This window comes from Collinsella sp. AF05-9, assembly GCF_003465595.1.
GTDB lineage: Bacteria > Actinomycetota > Coriobacteriia > Coriobacteriales > Coriobacteriaceae > Collinsella.
In genome coordinates this window covers 1-17,211 of sequence record NZ_QSBB01000016.1, presented here as the reverse complement: position 1 = coordinate 17,211, position 17,211 = coordinate 1, and the positions used below count along the sequence as shown (strand labels likewise).

General features: G+C 57.2%; 16 protein-coding genes and 3 tRNA genes. 10 read left to right on the top strand and 9 right to left on the bottom strand.

All coding sequences use genetic code 11. The features are described from left to right. Positions 1-157: 157 nt before the first annotated feature. From DWV43_RS06135 to rpmH, 9 genes are all read right to left on the bottom strand, one after another. Positions 158-412, bottom strand: a complete 255-nt coding sequence (locus tag DWV43_RS06135; protein WP_117817403.1) for a hypothetical protein — start codon at positions 410-412, stop codon at positions 158-160. After that, positions 402-1,307: a ParB/RepB/Spo0J family partition protein gene (locus DWV43_RS06130; RefSeq protein WP_199569378.1), complete on the bottom strand. Its 906-nt coding sequence runs from the start codon at positions 1,305-1,307 to the stop codon at positions 402-404. The genes DWV43_RS06135 and DWV43_RS06130 overlap by 11 nt, the downstream gene beginning before the upstream one ends. Continuing rightward, complete coding sequence (locus tag DWV43_RS06125) at positions 1,300-2,100, bottom strand: ParA family protein (protein ID WP_022093800.1); 801 nt, start codon at positions 2,098-2,100, stop codon at positions 1,300-1,302. The genes DWV43_RS06130 and DWV43_RS06125 overlap by 8 nt, the downstream gene beginning before the upstream one ends. A gap of 134 nt (positions 2,101-2,234) precedes the next feature. Beyond that, positions 2,235-2,972 carry a 16S rRNA (guanine(527)-N(7))-methyltransferase RsmG gene (gene rsmG / locus DWV43_RS06120; protein ID WP_233542720.1) on the bottom strand — a complete coding sequence of 246 codons (738 nt, stop codon included), beginning with the start codon at positions 2,970-2,972 and terminating at the stop codon, positions 2,235-2,237. 96 nt (positions 2,973-3,068) lie between these two features. Further along, entirely contained in the window at positions 3,069-3,638 is a 570-nt protein-coding gene (locus DWV43_RS06115) for a R3H domain-containing nucleic acid-binding protein (RefSeq protein WP_022093802.1), read from the bottom strand. 44 nt (positions 3,639-3,682) lie between these two features. Further along, a complete protein-coding gene (locus DWV43_RS06110) occupies positions 3,683-4,453 on the bottom strand; it encodes a YidC/Oxa1 family membrane protein insertase (RefSeq protein WP_117817407.1) in 771 nt (256 codons plus the stop codon). Between the two features lie 29 nt (positions 4,454-4,482). Further along, positions 4,483-4,707, bottom strand: a complete 225-nt coding sequence (gene yidD / locus DWV43_RS06105) for a membrane protein insertion efficiency factor YidD (protein WP_022093804.1) — start codon at positions 4,705-4,707, stop codon at positions 4,483-4,485. Continuing rightward, on the bottom strand, positions 4,704-5,042 hold the full coding sequence (rnpA, locus tag DWV43_RS06100; protein WP_117817409.1) for a ribonuclease P protein component: 339 nt from the start codon (positions 5,040-5,042) through the stop codon (positions 4,704-4,706). Before rnpA ends, yidD begins: the two co-directional genes overlap by 4 nt. 20 nt (positions 5,043-5,062) lie before the next feature. Continuing rightward, entirely contained in the window at positions 5,063-5,197 is a 135-nt protein-coding gene (rpmH, locus tag DWV43_RS06095) for a 50S ribosomal protein L34 (protein ID WP_019127408.1), read from the bottom strand. Positions 5,198-5,542: 345 nt separating this feature from the next. Here rpmH and DWV43_RS06090 point away from each other — a divergent pair, with 345 nt between their 5' ends. The 10 genes from DWV43_RS06090 (at position 5,543) to DWV43_RS06045 (ending at position 17,128) form a co-directional block, all read left to right on the top strand. Then, positions 5,543-6,895 (top strand): ATP-binding protein, encoded by a 1,353-nt coding sequence (locus DWV43_RS06090; RefSeq protein ID WP_117817411.1) that lies wholly within the window; start codon positions 5,543-5,545, stop codon positions 6,893-6,895. 15 nt (positions 6,896-6,910) lie between these two features. Continuing rightward, positions 6,911-8,635: a DnaA ATPase domain-containing protein gene (locus DWV43_RS06085; protein WP_117817412.1), complete on the top strand. Its 1,725-nt coding sequence runs from the start codon at positions 6,911-6,913 to the stop codon at positions 8,633-8,635. 238 nt (positions 8,636-8,873) lie between these two features. Further along, on the top strand, positions 8,874-9,977 hold the full coding sequence (gene dnaN / locus DWV43_RS06080) for a DNA polymerase III subunit beta (protein ID WP_099432409.1): 1,104 nt from the start codon (positions 8,874-8,876) through the stop codon (positions 9,975-9,977). A gap of 9 nt (positions 9,978-9,986) precedes the next feature. Then, positions 9,987-11,093 carry a DNA replication/repair protein RecF gene (locus DWV43_RS06075; protein WP_117806590.1) on the top strand — a complete coding sequence of 369 codons (1,107 nt, stop codon included), beginning with the start codon at positions 9,987-9,989 and terminating at the stop codon, positions 11,091-11,093. Continuing rightward, positions 11,080-11,643 carry a DciA family protein gene (locus tag DWV43_RS06070; RefSeq protein ID WP_117817414.1) on the top strand — a complete coding sequence of 188 codons (564 nt, stop codon included), beginning with the start codon at positions 11,080-11,082 and terminating at the stop codon, positions 11,641-11,643. The genes DWV43_RS06075 and DWV43_RS06070 overlap by 14 nt, the downstream gene beginning before the upstream one ends. 105 nt (positions 11,644-11,748) lie before the next feature. After that, the gene (gene gyrB, locus DWV43_RS06065; protein ID WP_055310298.1) at positions 11,749-13,779 is read left to right on the top strand and encodes a DNA topoisomerase (ATP-hydrolyzing) subunit B; all 2,031 of its coding nucleotides are present in this window, start codon (positions 11,749-11,751) and stop codon (positions 13,777-13,779) included. A 41-nt stretch (positions 13,780-13,820) separates the two neighbouring features. Then, positions 13,821-16,529: a DNA gyrase subunit A gene (gene gyrA / locus DWV43_RS06060; protein ID WP_199569386.1), complete on the top strand. Its 2,709-nt coding sequence runs from the start codon at positions 13,821-13,823 to the stop codon at positions 16,527-16,529. Between the two features lie 298 nt (positions 16,530-16,827). Beyond that, positions 16,828-16,904, top strand: a tRNA-Ile gene (locus DWV43_RS06055). 67 nt (positions 16,905-16,971) lie between these two features. Further along, positions 16,972-17,047, top strand: a tRNA-Ala gene (locus tag DWV43_RS06050). A 4-nt stretch (positions 17,048-17,051) separates the two neighbouring features. Continuing rightward, positions 17,052-17,128, top strand: a tRNA-Ile gene (locus DWV43_RS06045). Positions 17,129-17,211: the final 83 nt, after the last annotated feature.

Genomic DNA, 17,211 nt, shown 5'->3' with positions numbered 1-17,211 from the left:
CCCCGGTTGCAGGATATGCAACCGGGGCCGTTTCATTTATTGACCTCAATTCTGAATCAGTTGCTTCCTGTCCCATTTTTTACGGCCAAAATAAGGGGCCCTTGTCTCATGAATCAGACAAGGGCCCCTTAGAATATGCTGAGTAATTGTTAGGTACCTAATAGCCTACATTTTCCCATTGGTTGCTAACCCAACCTTGATTAATCTTGGGATTCTTCGTTACCTGAGCAGTACGCATGGCAACATCTTCTGTCATAACATCCATTTTCTTCTTGGATGTATCAACGATATCTTGCGCTCCACGAAGCAAACGACCTCGAAGTTCATCGTCTGTCGCGATCTTATAGCCAGCAAAGGCACCAGCCGCGACAGTCGTCACCAATGCAATCGCAGTAAAAATCTTATTCCTCATCTTGGCCTCCCTGATCAAACTGAATCATTTCACCAAGAATACGAGAGAGCTCTTCCTCGTCTTTAAACTCAATCTCAATCTTATTCTTTCCACGCGAGCTCTTCACACGCACGTTGGTATTAAATACCTGACGAAGTACACGCGCAGCCTTTTTAAAAGACTGCGGCGTTGCGGGCCGCGGCGTCTTAGGTGTCTCTCCGGCAGAAAACAATGGAGCAAGATTTTCTGTCGCTCTTACGGAAAGGCCCTCCGCAACAACCTTCTCTGCAAGTCGAATTCGAGCATCCTCATAGGGAACTGCAAGAATCGCACGTGCGTGACCAGCAGTAAGTTTACCCTCAAAAATCATCTGCTGAACTACTTCGGGGAGATCGAGAAGGCGCAGCGAGTTTGTAATTGCAGAGCGTGACTTGCTTACGGCCTTCGACAATGCCTCCTGGGTCATACCGCTAGCTTCGATGAGCTGGCGATAGCCCTTAGCCTCTTCGACGGGATTCAAATCAGAACGCTGAAGGTTTTCGATAAGAGCAAGAGCCAGCATCTCTTCATCATTAACATCTTTAATGATGACAGGCAGTTCCTCAAGACCAGCAAGCTTTGACGCCTGGTAACGACGCTCACCAGCGATGATCTCATAGCCGTTTCCATGCTTGCGAACCAAGAGCGGCTGCAGAACGCCATGTTCTTGGATTGACTCGCTCAACTCGCGAAGTTCAGTTTCATTAAAGTGAATTCGCGGTTGATTAGGGTTGGGAACGATATCCTCAATAGGTAGTTTTGTTTCAGATGCGGCATTTGAAGCAGATGCAGCAGAACCACCGGTCTCATACTCAGCCTCTGAGACCAAAGCATTGAGTCCGCGTCCCAATCCACCACGTTTCTTTGCACTAGGCACGCTTGATCACCTCTTTTGCAAGGTTCATATACGCTTTTGCACCCTTATTTTGAGGTGCATAGGTAATTACCGGTTCTCCAAAAGACGGAGCTTCAGAGATTTTAACCGTACGGGGAATCAGCGTCTTAAACGCCTTATCACCAAAGTACGATTGAACTTCCTCAACAACCTGATTCGACAAAGAAGTACGTGAGTCATACATGGTCATAAGCACGCCATAGGTGTCTAAGCCCTTATTCAGACGTGATTTGACCATCTTCATTGACTCAAGCAGCTTCGTAACGCCCTCGAGTGCGTAATACTCACACTGGATTGGAATCAAAACGCTATCTGCTGCGGTCAAGGCATTGATAGTAAGCAGGCCGAGCGAAGGAGGACAGTCAATGAAAATAAAATCGAACTCGTCCTGAATCGGCTCAAGCAAATCTTTGAGGCGGGTTTCACGAGCAATTGCGCTTACGAGCTCAATTTCGGCACCTGCAAGCTGAATCGTAGCTGGAATTACGAATACCTTTTTGCAATTTGTATCAAGAACAAGCGATTCTGCCGGCACATCATTCAACAATGCATCATAGATGCAGTGATCAAGGTCTTCTTTTTCAATTCCAAATCCACTGGTGCTGTTTCCCTGCGGATCAAAATCGACAATCAGGGTCTTACGACCCTGCTCACCCAGTGCTGCTGCAAGGTTTACAGCCGTCGTTGACTTACCGACGCCGCCTTTTTGATTGATGATTGCAATGATACGCGTGTCTTTTGCGCTCTTAGAACGCTTAACGTCGCGAAATCCCACGGTCCCTCCTGGTGTGTATTAAAGCTGTCAAACGGAGGATGTTTCACGTGAAACATTCCGATTCGATATCAACCGCCATGTTTCACGTGAAACACTGCAAGTTGTTAGTATCCATTATGTTTCACGTGAAACATCTAGGCAAGCGGATTCTTCTTTGCCATGCCATTTGCACGAGGCAATGAAACGGATGCTGGATGACTCTTTTTAAGAACAATGAACTCCCTGTGGCCCAAGCCCTCAGGCAAATCGGTTGCGTCATTCAGAAGCAAAGTGAAGCCGCAAATCTTAGCTGCTGACATGCCGGAAGCAAGCTCCTCATCCGAAGGATTGCCCTTGGTGATAACAAATAGCCCTCCATCCTTCAGGTACGGAGCCGCATACTCAACAAGAATCGGTAGAGGGGCCAGTGCGCGGGCGGTTACGACAGAGAACTGCTTCTTATGGCTTCGAGCATATTCTTCAAGACGGTCATGAACCGCATGAGCATGTTTCAATCCAAGAGCATGAACAAAAGAATTAACGGCATCAACCTTCTTGCCAACAGAGTCAATATAAGTAGCTTTACGATGCGTGGTTATGGTTAAAGGAATGCCAGGGAAGCCCGCACCTGTTCCCATATCGAGCAAAGCTCCCTCAGGAGCCATATTGATATAGGGGAGCAAAACAAGAGAGTCGAGGATATGAAGTACCGTAGCATCTTCAACGTTAAGAATACGGGTGAGATTGGTTGTCTTATTTGTTTCGAGAACCAAATCCAAATGCTGAATACATTTCCTCAGCTCAACATCAGTTACGCTCAAGGAATACTCTTTGCAATAGGAAGTTAGGCGACTCAGCATCTCGTCAGCCTGCTGATCAGTAAGTACTATCAACGAAAGCTCCTTTCTGACAAAAATCAGTGTATCGAGAACTTTTGACAAAAAAAGGGGACGTGGAAACCACGTCCCCTTAGCATAAGCTCGAGTAGATTATCGAGCAACAATCACCACATGGCGATCGGGGTCAGAACCCTCAGAATGAGTATCAACGGCATCATTACCACGAAGTGCAATGTGAACCAGTCGGCGCTCGTAGGCATTCATGGGCGGAAGCGAAACACTCTTATGAGTGCGGATGGCACGCTCGGCAGCAGACTGAGCCATGGAGGCAACCTTGTCCTGACGGCGGCTCTTGTATCCCTCGACGTCCACTACAACAGGATACCTAAAGCCGAGCTTGCGGCTCACCAGCAATGAGAACATAACCTGAAGGGCATCAAGGGTGCGACCATGACGGCCAATGAGAACAGCAAGGTCGGGAGCCGTTACATCCAAAATCAGCTCACCCTCGTCGCCCTCATACTCATCGATAGGAGAGTTGGCGGCATCGAAGTGCGAAAGGATGGAACGCAGGATGGAAATCGCGACATCGGCAATGGTGTCGAGCTCCTCGTCGGTCAGCTCTTCACCGGCCTTGTAGCGCTGTGCAATCTCGGGATAATCGCCCGCGACCTGCGGGGCAACCTCCTCAAGCATATCCTCGATGATCTCTTCAGACATAACGTACTCCAAAAGTTAGGTACCTAAATAAGATTGATATCCCGCTACTTCTTCTTGTGCGGGCGCGGCTTCTTCTCGCGACGAGTGACCTCAACCTGCAGCGGCGCGTTCTTAAGGCGCTCCTCCTCTTCGGCCTTCGCCTTGTCGATGACCTTCTGCGTCACAAAAATCTGCTGGATAACCTGCCAAGCAGACGAGACGTCGTAGTACAGCAGAACACCAACGGGAAGGCTCCAGCCCATCCAAAGCATCATGACCGTCATGACAACGGCCATCATACGCATGCTCTGAGCCTGCTGGCCGGTCTGGTTGCGCGACATATAGAGCTGCGGAATCAGGGTCAGGACAGCGAACAGGATCAGGCAGACCAGCGCAGGCAGCGCGACCATAAAGCCATCGGCAAAGGAGGCACTCGGCGTGGTGGTCAGGTCGGGCAGAATATTAAAGAACGAGAACGTGCCGTCGTTAAAGTAGTTCGGCAGGTTACGCAGCAGCGTAAATAGGGCGAACAGGACAGGCATCTGAATCAACAGCGGCAGACAACCAGCCATCGGGTTGAACTTGTTCTCGCTGTAGAACTTCTGCATCTCCTCGGCCTGACGCTGGGGATCGTCGGCATAGCGCTCCTGGATCTCGAGCATCTTGGGCTGCAGCACCTGCATACGAGCCGTCGACTTAGTCGACTTGAGCATAAGCGGCGTCAGCAGCAGACGGATGATGACCACCAGGATGATGATGGACAGGCCCCAGTCGACCGCAAAGGTCTGGATGAGCTTGAGCAGCTCGAAAAGGATGTTAACGATCCAATCCCACATGTAAGTTTTCCTCCGATAGCGAGTGCCCGCTAGGGCACAGGGTCATAACCGCCGACGTGCAGGGGATTGCAGCGAGCGATGCGCCTCACGGCAAGCCAGCAGCCTCTCAAAACACCGTACTTCTCAATCGCCTGGACGGCGTATTGCGAGCACGTTGGGTAATAAATGCAGGCGTCAGGCAATAAGGGCGAAATAACCTGTTGATATATGCGAATAGGAGCGATGGCAACACGTCGCAAAACGTGATTGCTCATCGCTCCTCCCCGGCAACGCCGGCGCGTTTCATAAGCGAACGCAATGCATTGTCCATCTCCTGCGGCGAGGAAATCCTCGTCTTGGGAGTTGCGAACAAGATGATGTCATAACCCGCAACGGGAAATCCACAGCTGCGGGCGGCCTCGCGCATCACACGCTTAGAACGGTTGCGCACGACAGCACAACCGAGCCGTTTAGCACCAACGAAGGCGACCCTTCCGGAGTCGCCTTCGCCAACCGATTCACATATGGTCATTCGAATCAGAGGGTGATTGAAACGACGCCCCTGACTGAACACATGCTCGAAATCTTGCCGAGACTTAATAGTCTTCATGCGAGATGTGTGTATCGCTGCTAGACAGTGAGACGCTTGCGGCCCTTGGCGCGACGACGGGCGAGCACGGCACGACCACCCTTAGTGGCCATACGGGCACGGAAGCCATGGGTCTTGGCACGCTTACGCTTATTAGGCTGATACGTACGCTTCATCTTAAGTTCCTCCTGCTGCATTTCGAGTGTCCGCGGGGGCGCGGACGCAGATATAGACACGTGAGCTTGAAGATTGTAGGGAAATCAATGTTCAAATGTCAAGAAATCAAAGGTAAAAGGTTGCGCAGTTCACACGGTTCCCCCATAAGCCGAGCTCGATTTAGCGGTGCATGGCAACTTTTCACGATATTTCATCGAGTTTTCAACAGGTCATGTTGGCAATGTTGAGAACTTTTCGTCCGTTTTCCAAAGTTTTCAACAGGTTTTGAAAAGTTGTCGAAAGATGAGAAACATTGCACGGTGAGCTACTATTTGTTCGAAACCTTTTGAAAGATTGCGAGCGGCATGTCTGACGACTTTTACACCATGGTCGATTCCGGAGACCCGGCACCCGACAACGAGCACATCACCGGCGTGCGCGAAGAGCGTAAGGAAGGCGAGCAGACGACCACGCAGGCGCCAAAAGCCATGTACGCCGCGCGCATCGCCGTCTATGACGACATGCTGTCGACACCGCGTGTGATCGTCATTGATCCGCAAGATGTCCGCACGTATTTGGAAGAGACGACCAACACCGTCTACCAGTGCATGAAAGAACAAGGTGGCCATATCTCGCTCATGGTCATCCGCGAAATTGTCGAAAACTTTATCCACGCGCACTTTGCCGAGCCCATCATCTCGATTCTGGACGGCGGAGACACCATCCGCTTTGCTGATCAAGGACCCGGCATCGACGACAAGGAACGCGCTTTCGACTTCGGAGTTACCAGCGCAAACAGCAAGATGAAGCGCTATATCCGTGGAACCGGAGCAGGGTTTCCCATGGTGCAGGAGTATTTGGAAAACGCCGGCGGTGCCGTATCCATCGAGGACAACATGGGCAACGGCACCGTGGTTACGGTAAGCCTGAATCCTAAACGCGTGCAGGAAATCGAGCGTGCCGGCGGACGCGGCGCTGCCGTGCGGCCCGAGACGGAGCAGCCCACATATCCCCTGCCGGGAGCTTTTGCGCAGCAGCCCATGGCAACGCAGCAGATGCAGCCCCCCGTGGGACAGATGCAGCAGCCCGGAATGCTTCCCACACAAGAGCCCCAGGCGGCATCGATGTCGATGCCGCCAAACGCGCCAGAGGCCATGCCGCCGGCGGATCAGGATGCAGCAGCAATGCAGCAGGCGACGGGGGCACCGGGTGGCCAGCAAATGGGCTATCAGCCGTACCAACAGGGATATCCATATCAGCAGATGCCGCCACTGGGGTATGGCCAGCAGTTCCCGCAGCAGTACCAGCAGGGATATCAGCAGCCGTACCAGCAGATGCCGCAGCAGCAGTACAACCCCTGGGCCCAGCAGATGCCTCCGCAGCCTTACCAACAGTGGCCTCAAAGTTTTCAACAGCAAATGCCGCCGATGCAGAGTTCTCAACAACCAGCAGCTCAAATGATGTATCCTAATGCAGCAAATCAGTATGCGCAGCCACAACCGGACGTGTTCGTAAGCGATCGCGGCAACGCCGCGCTGGGCTATCTGGCGCAAAATCAAGCGTGCGGTGCAACCGATCTGGCGAGGGCGTTTGGAAACTCGGCCCCCACTTGGTCACGCACGCTCAATGACTTGGCGCAGGCCGGCTTGGTCATCAAGCATGGCCAGAAATACCATCTGACCGAACTCGGCGCCGCTCGCGTGCGAGCTCAGAGCTAAAGAACGGGAGAGACAGTGGACGAGGAAGCAAGCATCATCCTGGGGGATGCCATCGCCTTTTGCCAGCGCGACGGCCAAGATGCACGCCTCATCAACATGCTGGGGCAATCGCGCGCCATAAGCCTGACCGAAGATACGCTCACGATCGAGGCCCCCTCGCGCTTTGCCATCGCGCAGCTCAAAAAGCATCAGCCGACTATTGAGGCCTATCTGGAAGAAATCGCCTTTGCACCGATCGCACTCGACATCGTGGCACCGCAAGGAGCCGTGGCGGAATCCGCTGCCGCGACGGCGCCCGGCGCTGCTCCCGCTGCTTCCCCGGCGGCGCCGGCCTCCGCAGGCGACGTGCCGGCAATCGAGCACCAGCACAGCGATGTTTCCCGTGAAACCATGGCACCGTTGCCGACCGCCGCTGCGACGTCAACGAACGCACCCGTCACGCACATGCCCATCGCTCACGACGCAGCGGCGGGCGCGGATTCGGGTATTGCAATCAAGAACACGCTCTCGGCCGATGATTTTCGTCGCATGATGAACCAGATGAAGGGCGGAGCGCCGACTAAATCCACGCAAGCTGCGACCCCCGCTTCACCCATGCCAGCACCGACCGTACCGGCCGAGCAGAATACGGATGGAGCCCCGCTCGCCGCGAACTCAAAATTTACTTTTGAGAACTTTGTCTACGGCCCCGAGAACAGCCATGCCTATCGCTCGGCACTCAAGTTTGCCGCCCTCGCGGACGAGCGCGGCACGTGCACATCACTGTTCATCTACGGCAAATCGGGCCTGGGCAAGACGCACCTGCTGCTTGCCATCAAAAACGAGCTCGCCGAGAAGTCGCCCGAGATCAAGGTCAAGTATGCCAACTCCCAGGCATATCTGGACGACCTGATGACCGAGTTCGACCGCCAAAAGAAGAGCAACGCCCCCATCATGCAGGCATACCACGGCGTGGACGTGCTCATCATCGATGACATCCAAAACATCATCGGCAAGCGCGCGAGCGTGGATTACTTTTTCCAGCTCATGGACGAGTTCATCCGCAACAACAAGAAGGTCGTCATCGCGGCAGACCGCGCCCCCAAGGACCTGAGCATGGACGAGCGTCTGACCAGCCGCTTCAACGCCGGCATGCTTTGCCTGGTCGCAGAGCCCAGCTACGAGATGAAATACAAGATCTTGCAGCGCTATTACGAGAACACCATCGTCGCCGCTCCCGAGGCAGGCGACGACTCGCTGCTGGCGGCCTATGGGGGCGACAGCGGGCACCTGACCGACGAGCACTTTAAACACATGGCCGAGGTCTCGGGCACCAACATCCGCGAACTCGAGAGCTTTTGCGAGCGCTGCGCCGGCGAGGCGGGCGACCGCGAGCGCGAGGGCGGGGAGCTCACCTTTGACGATATCGACGCCATCGCCAACCAGTACTTCGACACATCGGCCAAAAAGATCAACGTCCAGACGGTTCAGTCCGTCATCGAAGAGCAGTACGGCGTGACGCACGAGGAGCTCATCGGCCCGCGTCGCAACGCCAATATCGCCAAAGCACGCCATATTGCCATCTATCTGGCCATCGAGATGTGCGAGATGACGACCACGGCGGTGGGCGCCGAATTTGGCAACCGCAACCACTCGACCGTCAGTACGAGCTACAAAAAGGTCCAGAAGATGATCCAGGAAGACCGCACCGTCACCGAAGACCTCAAGTCGCTGCGCGATAAAATTACACTGCGCTCGTAGGGAAATAGAGACACCTGTTGAAAACTTGTCGAAACCACGGGCATAAGGTGTCTAAAACCCAACCCGCGGTGATGAAAAGTTTTGCGCAGGTTTTGAACGTGGAAAACCACCCCTGTTGCACACAGGTTGCTGTCGATTCTCTTTCTGGGTCTGACCTGCGTCTTTGGGAGTAATCAACAGTTTCGTCAGTGCTATTACTATTATTAAGATATTTATATCTATAGAAAGGTATTAAAAGATGAAGTTCACCGTCAGCCAGAGCTCGCTTACACAAGCCATCGGCGTCGTTATGAAGGGTGTCGCTTCGGCATCCACCCTCCCCATCCTGTCGGGCGTGCTCGTTAAGGCCCAAGACGGCATCTTGGAATTCCAGACCTCTAACTACACTATCTCGATCCGTCATCGCATCGCGGCGCATGTCGAAGAAGAGGGCGAGATGGTTATCCCCTGTAAGATGCTCTCCAATATCACCAAGACCCTCCCCGATGCCCCGGTCACCTTTGAGCTGTCCGAGCGCCAGGTGCTGATTGGTTGCGAGAAGAGCTCTTTTAGGCTGAACACGCTCGATGCCAATGACTTCCCCGAGTTTCCGGCCTATGCCATCGAGAGTGCCGTGGAGCTGCCGACCGATGTCTTGTCCGAAATGGTCGGCCGCGTGTGGCGCGTCACCTCGACCGACAAGGCTCGCCCCATCCTGGGCGGCGTGCACATGAAGGTCGAGAACAACACCGTACGCCTGGTGGCGACCGATTCCTTCCGCTTGGCCGTGTGCGATACGCAGGTCGAGACCTCGACCCTCGAGGGCTCCTTTGAGCTCAACGTTCCGGCTGACGCCTTTAACGACGCGCTGAACATCATGGCCAGCCAGGCGACCATCATGATCGGGGCTACCGACACCCAGGTCGTCTTCGAGGCCGGCAACACCACCTACGTGTCGCGTCGCATCGAGGGCGTGTACCCCAACTACAAGCAGCTCATCCCCGATTCGTGCGTGACGAGCGTCAAGATCGATGTCGCCGCCTTTAACGCCGCCCTCAAGCGCGTGGCCGTTATCGCGAGCGCCAACCCCGCCGTCAAGTTCGAGATCGATGTCGAGAACGGGCAGATGGGCCTGTCCTCCATTTCCAATGACCAGGACCTTGCGCAGGAGACGATCGATGTCGAGGCTGAGGGCGAGTCGGGTACCATCGCCTTCAACTACCACTACATCTTCGGCTGCCTCAATGCCCTGTCCAAGGAGAAGGAGATCACGCTGGAGCTCAAGAGCTACTCGCAGGCGGGCATCTTCAAGTCCTACGACAAGATCAACTACCTGTACCTGGTCATGCCGGTCCGCATCTAGCGCTGCGCCATGACCATGTTCGCCCGCGATCTTTCCGTCGCGCACTACCGCAGCTTCGATAGCTATCGCCTTGCCCTGGACGAGGGCGTGACGATACTTGCGGGACCCAACGCGGCGGGAAAGACCAATCTCATAGAGGCGCTGCAGCTGCTGACGAGCGGCGCCTCGTTTAGGCATCCGACCGCAGCCGAGCTCGTCCATGACGGCGTGGGCTCGTGCAAGATCGAGCTGAGGCTCGAGGGCGACGGCCGCGTGCTTGATATGGGATTGAGCGCGGAGGACGGTAAGCGCTCGTTTAGTCGCAACGGCAAGAGATGCTCTGCCGCCGGTGTGCGCGGGATTCTGCCGAGCGTGCTGTTTTGCCCCGACCATCTGGACATGGTTAAGCGAGGCGCCAGTGTGCGCCGCGCCGCCCTCGATGACTTTGGCATGCAGCTGAGCGCGCGTTATGCCGATCTTGCGAGCACCTATGGGCGCTGCGTGACCCAGCGTAACGCCCTGCTCAAGGAGACCTGGTGCTGTCGCGAGATGCTCGGCGCGTGGAACGATTCGATTGCTCGCGCGGGCTCGGCCCTGCTCGTGCACCGGTTGGCCCTACTCGACCGGCTGGCGGGCCATGTGCACACTGCCTACGGGCAAGTGGCGTCCGGCGAGGCTGCCAACGTGACCTATGCGTCCACGCTGGGGGATTTGCCCCAGGTCGAGGATCGCGAAGAGCTGAAGGGTTGGGCGTACGAGCGTATGCTGGCCGCCCTTGACGAGCATGCCGACGAGGAAATTCGCCGCGGCGTGACGTTGGTGGGACCGCATCGCGACGAGATTGAGTTTACCGTGGCGGGTCGCTCCGCCCGTTCATTTGCCAGCCAAGGACAGCAGCGCACGCTGGTACTGTCCTGGAAGGTGGCCGAGGTTGCCGTGGCTCGCGATGTCCTGGGCACCGCCCCACTGCTGCTTCTGGACGACGTGATGAGCGAGCTCGACGGCGAGCGTCGCGGCGCTTTCCTGCGGCTGATTGGCGATGATATCCAGACGGTCATAACCACGACCAACCTGGGGTACTTTACCGATGACCTGCTTGATCGAGCCAAGGTGGTGAGCATGGGTGAGACGTGCTAATTACGAGCGCGAGAGCGAGACAGTCGCCTTCAGCGGGTTTTTGAACGCAGAGCGCCAGCGCATCCTGGCGGCTGCAACGCCTAAGCGCCGTGCGCAGATGGAGGCCGCCGAGGAGTCGCGCACGGTCTATCGCGCATGGAACGCGGTGTGCTCGGGCACGCGCGAGGGGCGGCATGTGACGGGACTGCGTTACCTGCCCGAGTCCAATGAGCTGCTGGTGTATCTCGACTCGCCCTCGTGGACGCAGGAAATGACGCTGTTGCGCGAGATCATCCGCGCGCGCATGGAGCGCGCCGGTGCGCATGTGGACGGCCTGGTGTTCAAAACCACCGCGCCCGGTCACACGCCGCCCGCCGCCAAGGAGCGCCTGCGCCCGGCGACGACCGAGCGACCGCCGGCCCCGCATGCCGACCTAAGTGAGGCCGAGCGCACCGAGATTGAGCGCCAAGTGGCGCCCATCGAAGACCAAAAACTGCGCGAGGCCCTCGAGAATGCCATGAGAGCCAGTGCCGAGTGGGCCAAGGGCGTGCAAAGCAGAAAAGAGCCTTAAATCGCATCTGGTGGCCTTGTAGAGCCAAATACCCTCGTTCCCGAGGGTATTTTTTTACGATAAACTAGTAAGGCTGTACACATTTTCTTGACTGAAGGAGGACGTGTGGCAAACGAAAACGATTACGATGGCGGCGAGATTAAGATTCTCGAAGGTCTCGAGGCCGTTCGTAAGCGCCCGGGCATGTATATCGGCTCGACGAGCGCCAGCGGTCTGCATCACCTGGTGTGGGAGATCGTTGACAACTCCGTCGACGAGGCCATGGCCGGTTTCTGCACCGAGATCCAGGTGACGGTCCACGCCGACAACTCCATCACGGTCGTCGACAACGGGCGCGGCATCCCCGTCGACGAGCACCCTGTTAAAAAGATCCCGACGCTCGAGGTCGTCATGACGATCTTGCACGCCGGCGGTAAGTTCGATAACTCGGCCTATAAGGTCTCGGGCGGCCTGCACGGCGTGGGCATCTCCGTCGTCAACGCACTGTCCAAGCGCGTGGTCGTTCAGGTTCGCCGCGATGGCAACACCTACGAGATGGAGTTCTCGCGCGGCAAGACCGTCAAGAAGATGGAGGTCGTGGGCACCTCGGATTCAACGGGCACCACCGTCACCTTCTGGCCCGACGACGAGATCTTCGAGACCTGCATCTACGATTTCGATACGCTGCACAACCGTCTGCAGGAGACGGCGTTCCTCAATAAGAACCTTAAGATTGTGCTGACCGACGAGCGCGAGGCGACTCCCCACGTGGAGGAGTTTTGCTACGAGGGCGGCATCATCGACTTCGTCAAGTTCCTCAACGAGGGCAAGGACGTCCCCGAGGCCTTTAAGGAGCCCATCTACATCGAGGGCAAATCGGATCCGGACGCGCCTGTGACCAAGATGGGCGAGGTCGAGGTTTCCCTGCAGTGGAATAGCGGCTACGGCGAGAACGTCATGTCGTTCGCCAACGACATCTACACTCCCGAGGGCGGCATGCACCTTGAGGGCTTCCGCACCGCGCTCACCCGCGTAATCAACGATTACGCGCGCAAGCAGAACCTGCTCAAGGAAAAAGACGCCAACCTGACCGGCGACGATGTGCGCGAGGGCCTTTCGGCCGTTATCTCGGTCAAGCTGCCCGATCCTCAGTTTGAGGGCCAGACCAAGGCAAAGCTCGGTAGCTCCTATATGCGCGCGCTCACGCTCAAGATCGTGACCGACGGCCTCGCCGATTACTTGGAGGAGCATCCCAAGCCCGCCCGCGAGATTGTCAAGAAGGCGCAACAGGCCTGCAAGGCGCGCAACGCCGCCCGCAAGGCGCGCGAGGCGACCCGCCGCAAGAGCCTGCTCGAGACGGCGTCCCTGCCCGGTAAGCTCGCTGACTGCTCGGTGCGCGATGCCGAGCTGACCGAGCTCTTCATCGTAGAGGGTGACTCGGCAGGCGGTTCGGCCAAGGACGGCCGTCGCCGAGACATCCAGGCGATTCTGCCCCTGCGCGGCAAGATTCTGAACGTCGAACGCGTTGGTGACCATCGCGCGTTCTCGAGCGACACCATCCAGTCGCTGATTACCGCGATCGGCTGCGGTGTCACGACGAGTGCCGGCGACGGCGGCGACTTCGATATCACCAAGGCGCGCTACCATAAGATCATCATCATGACCGATGCAGACGTCGACGGTGCGCATATCCGCATCCTGCTGCTGACGTTCTTCTACAAGTACATGCGTCCGCTGATCGATGCCGGCTACGTCTATGTTGCCTGCCCGCCCATCTTTGGCATTAAGGTGCGCAACAAGATCCACTACGTGTATCCCAACGGCCGCCAGCCCGAAGACGAGATCCTGCGCGACACCATCCAGAGTCTGGGCCTGAACCCCGACGACAACGACGAGGACGGCAAGGCCAAGGACGGCAAGATCACCAAGAAGCGCAAGGGCTATACCGTCCAGCGCTACAAGGGCCTGGGCGAGATGGACCCCAAGCAGCTTGCCTCGACGACGATGGATCCCAAGACCCGCATCCTGCAGCGCGTGTCGATCGAGGACGCCGTGGTGGCGGACCGCGCCGTGCGCGAGCTGATGGGTTCCGAGGTCGGCTATCGCCGCGAGTACATTGAAAAACATGCGCATGACGCGCGTTTCCTTGATGCTTAAGAGGAGGTAACGTGGCAGACGATATCAACAATAACGAGGGTATGGGCGAGGCCGGCGATGCCGGCATGCCCGACGATCTGAAGCGCCTGCTTGCCCGTGCTGAGCAGGGCGAGGACGGCGATCCTGACGCCTATAACCCCGATGCCGATGATGAGGAAGAAGAAGACGACGCCGAGCTCGAGGAGAGCTTTGGCGAAGTCGACCGTGGCGCCTCGGCCGGCGAGGATATCAACGGCGGCCAGCTCCAGATTTCGGAGTTCGGTCGCGAGATGAAGCAGTCGTTTATCGAGTATTCGATGTCGGTTATCACGGCGCGTGCCCTGCCGGACGTGCGCGACGGCTTAAAGCCGGTACACCGCCGTATCCTGTATGCGATGAACGAGAGCGGCATCTACCCCAACCGTCCGCACAAGAAGTCCGCTTGGACGGTCGGCGAAGTTATCGGTAAGTACCATCCGCACGGTGACTTCGCGGTCTACGAGGCAATGGTTCGCCTGGCGCAGTGGTTCTCCATGCGCACGCCGCTCATCGACGGCCACGGCAACTTCGGCAACATCGACGGCGACGGCGCCGCTGCCATGCGTTACACCGAGAGCCGCCTGGCAAAGCCCGCCATGGAGCTGCTGCGTGACCTGCAGAAGGATACCGTCGACTGGCAGCCCAACTACGACGAATCACTCGCCGAGCCCGTGGCACTGCCTGCGCGCTTCCCCAACCTGCTGGTCAACGGCAGCCAGGGCATCGCCGTCGGCATGGCCACCAATATCGCCCCGCATAACCTCACCGAGGCGATCGAGGCAACCTGCTACCTGATCGATAATCCCGACGCCACTGTCGACGAGCTCATGCAGATCATGCCCGGTCCGGACTTCCCCACCGGCGCCATCATCATGGGCAGTGCCGGTATTAAGCAGAGCTACGAGACCGGCCGCGGCTCCATTACCGTGCGCGCCAAGGCTCATGTGGAGTCCACCAAGACCGGCCGCAGCCGCCTGGTCTTTACCGAGATTCCCTACATGGTCAACAAGGGCACCCTGCAGGAGAAGATCGCCCAGCTCGTCAACGACAAGCGCATCGAGGGCATCTCGGATATGCGCGATGAGTCCAACCAGAAGGGTATCCGTCTGGTCATCGAACTCAAGAAGGGCGTCATCCCGCAGGTCGTGCTCAACAACCTGTACAAGTACACCTCGCTGCAGACGACCTTTGGCGCCAACAACCTGGCGCTTGTCAACGGCGTTCCCAAATGCCTGAGCCTGCGCGAGATGCTGCAGCACTACATCGACCACCAGGTCGACGTCGTCACCCGCCGCACCCGCTTCGACCTTAAGAAGGCCCAGGCCCGCGCGCATATCCTTGAGGGCTACCTGATGGCCCTTGATCATATCGACGAGGTCATCAGCATCATCCGCTCCTCGCAGACTGATTCCGAGGCCAGCAGCCGCCTGATCGAGCGCTTTGGCTTTACGCCCGAGCAGACCACGGCCATCCTCGAGATGAAGCTGCGCCGCCTGACCGGCCTGGAGCGCGACAAGATTCAGGAAGAGCTGGACGGCTTGCGCCGCGCCATCGCCTACTACGAGGACCTGCTGGCGCACGAGGAGAAGATCCTGGGCGTCATTAAGGAAGAGATGCGCGAGATCTCCAAGAAGTTCGGCGATAAGCGCCGCACCGAGATCAGCCATGTCGAGAAGGACCTGGACGTTGAGGACCTCATTGCCGACGAGGACATGGTCGTGACCATTACCCACACCGGCTATGTCAAGCGCATCCCGGTGGCCGCCTACCGCGCCCAGAAGCGCGGCGGCAAGGGCGTGTCGGGCGTCAACCTCAAAGAGGACGACGTTATCGACGAGATGTTCATCGCGTCCACGCACGAGTACGTGCTGTTCTTCTCGAACAAGGGTAAGGTCTATCGCCTGAAGGTGCACGAGCTGCCGGTGGGTACGCGCCAGGCGCGCGGTACCGCGATCGTCAACCTGCTGCCCTTCGAGGAGGGCGAGAAGATCGCGAGCGTCATCAGTTGCCGCGAGTTCCCTGCCGACGAGTACCTGATGTTTGCCACCAAGAGCGGCATGGTCAAGAAGACCGTAATGAGCGCATATGACCGCAGCCGCCGCGACGGCCTGATCGCTATCAACCTGCGTGACGACGACGCGCTGCTGAACGTGCGCCGCGTGCGCGAGGGCGACAAGATTATCCTGGCCACCACTGCGGGCAAGGCGATCATGTTCTCCGAGGAGCAGGTGCGCGCCACCGGCCGCGATACTAGCGGCGTTCGCGGTATCGGTATGAAGGACGGCGTGAGCGTTCTGGGCATGGAAGTCACTAACGGCAACGGCGATCTATTCGTCATCACCGAGCGCGGCTACGGCAAGCGCACGCCGGTCGCGGACTACCCGGAGCAGAATCGCGGCGGCCAGGGCGTCTACACCATCCAAATGACCGAGCGTAAGGGCAACCTCGCGGCCATGAAGACGGTGGGCCCGCAGCACGAGTTGTTCATCGTGACGGAGGGCGCGACGGTCATTCGCGTCAAGACCGATGAGATTAGCCAGACTGGCCGCGCTACCCAGGGCGTCAAGATGATGACCGTCGACGACAACGACCGCGTATGCGCTGTCGCCCGCATGACGGCCGCCAAAGAGAAGCCCGAGGGCGAAGGTGCCGAGGCCGCAGCAGACACCGAAGAGGCCCCAGTCGACCTAGGCGACGGCAACGACATGCCAGAAGATCTCCTAGACGAGTAAGAGAAACTAGCTGGTAGAAAATATCAGACCCCATATATCGGCGGTCGGCGCACCTGCGCGCCGACCGTTTTTTTGAAAACCTTGGGACCCCATGGTCGCCGGGCTGACGAGATGGTTTTGGTTTGTCGCGAGTTCCGCACGCAAAGAAGGCCACTTAATGTGGCCTTCGTCTTGCGCAGGACTGTCCGAGCAGCAAACCAAAACCATCTCGTCAGCCCGGCGACCACCCCTCCCAAAGATTTTCAAAAAAGTTGTTGACGTGCGCGTAACGACTCGTCTAATATATCCCTTGCGCGATGGACCTGTAGCTCAGTTGGTTAGAGCGTCCGGCTGATAACCGGGAGGTCACAAGTTCGAATCTTGTCAGGTCCACCACTTTCTTTCGCAATAAACACCCCAGCGAGAGCCGAGTCGCCGCTGGGGTGTTTATTACTGTCTCCGTGGGGGTTTAGCTCAGCTGGGAGAGCGCGGGCTTTGCAAGCCTGAGGTCAGGGGTTCGATCCCCCTAACCTCCACCATGATGGACCTGTAGCTCAGTTGGTTAGAGCGTCCGGCTGATAACCGGGAGGTCACAAGTTCGAATCTTGTCAGGTCCACCATCAAAACTGTGAAGAGCCCTGGGGCGTTGCTGAACTGCCTCCCATTTCTTGGACACAAGAAATGGGAGGCTTTTTTATGGCTG

Bases quoted from the DNA above. Each gene is read 5' to 3' on its own strand.
- yidD (WP_022093804.1), bottom strand. From the start codon at position 4,707: ATGAGCAATCACGTTTTGCGACGTGTTGCCATCGCTCCTATTCGCATA.
- rnpA (WP_117817409.1), bottom strand. From the start codon at position 5,042: ATGAAGACTATTAAGTCTCGGCAAGATTTCGAGCATGTGTTCAGTCAG.
- rpmH (WP_019127408.1), bottom strand. From the start codon at position 5,197: ATGAAGCGTACGTATCAGCCTAATAAGCGTAAGCGTGCCAAGACCCAT.
- DWV43_RS06135 (WP_117817403.1), bottom strand. From the start codon at position 412: ATGAGGAATAAGATTTTTACTGCGATTGCATTGGTGACGACTGTCGCG.
- dnaN (WP_099432409.1), top strand. From the start codon at position 8,874: ATGAAGTTCACCGTCAGCCAGAGCTCGCTTACACAAGCCATCGGCGTC.
- gyrA (WP_199569386.1), top strand. From the start codon at position 13,821: ATGGGCGAGGCCGGCGATGCCGGCATGCCCGACGATCTGAAGCGCCTG.
- DWV43_RS06090 (WP_117817411.1), top strand. From the start codon at position 5,543: ATGTCTGACGACTTTTACACCATGGTCGATTCCGGAGACCCGGCACCC.
- DWV43_RS06115 (WP_022093802.1), bottom strand. From the start codon at position 3,638: ATGTCTGAAGAGATCATCGAGGATATGCTTGAGGAGGTTGCCCCGCAG.
- DWV43_RS06075 (WP_117806590.1), top strand. From the start codon at position 9,987: ATGACCATGTTCGCCCGCGATCTTTCCGTCGCGCACTACCGCAGCTTC.
- DWV43_RS06110 (WP_117817407.1), bottom strand. From the start codon at position 4,453: ATGTGGGATTGGATCGTTAACATCCTTTTCGAGCTGCTCAAGCTCATC.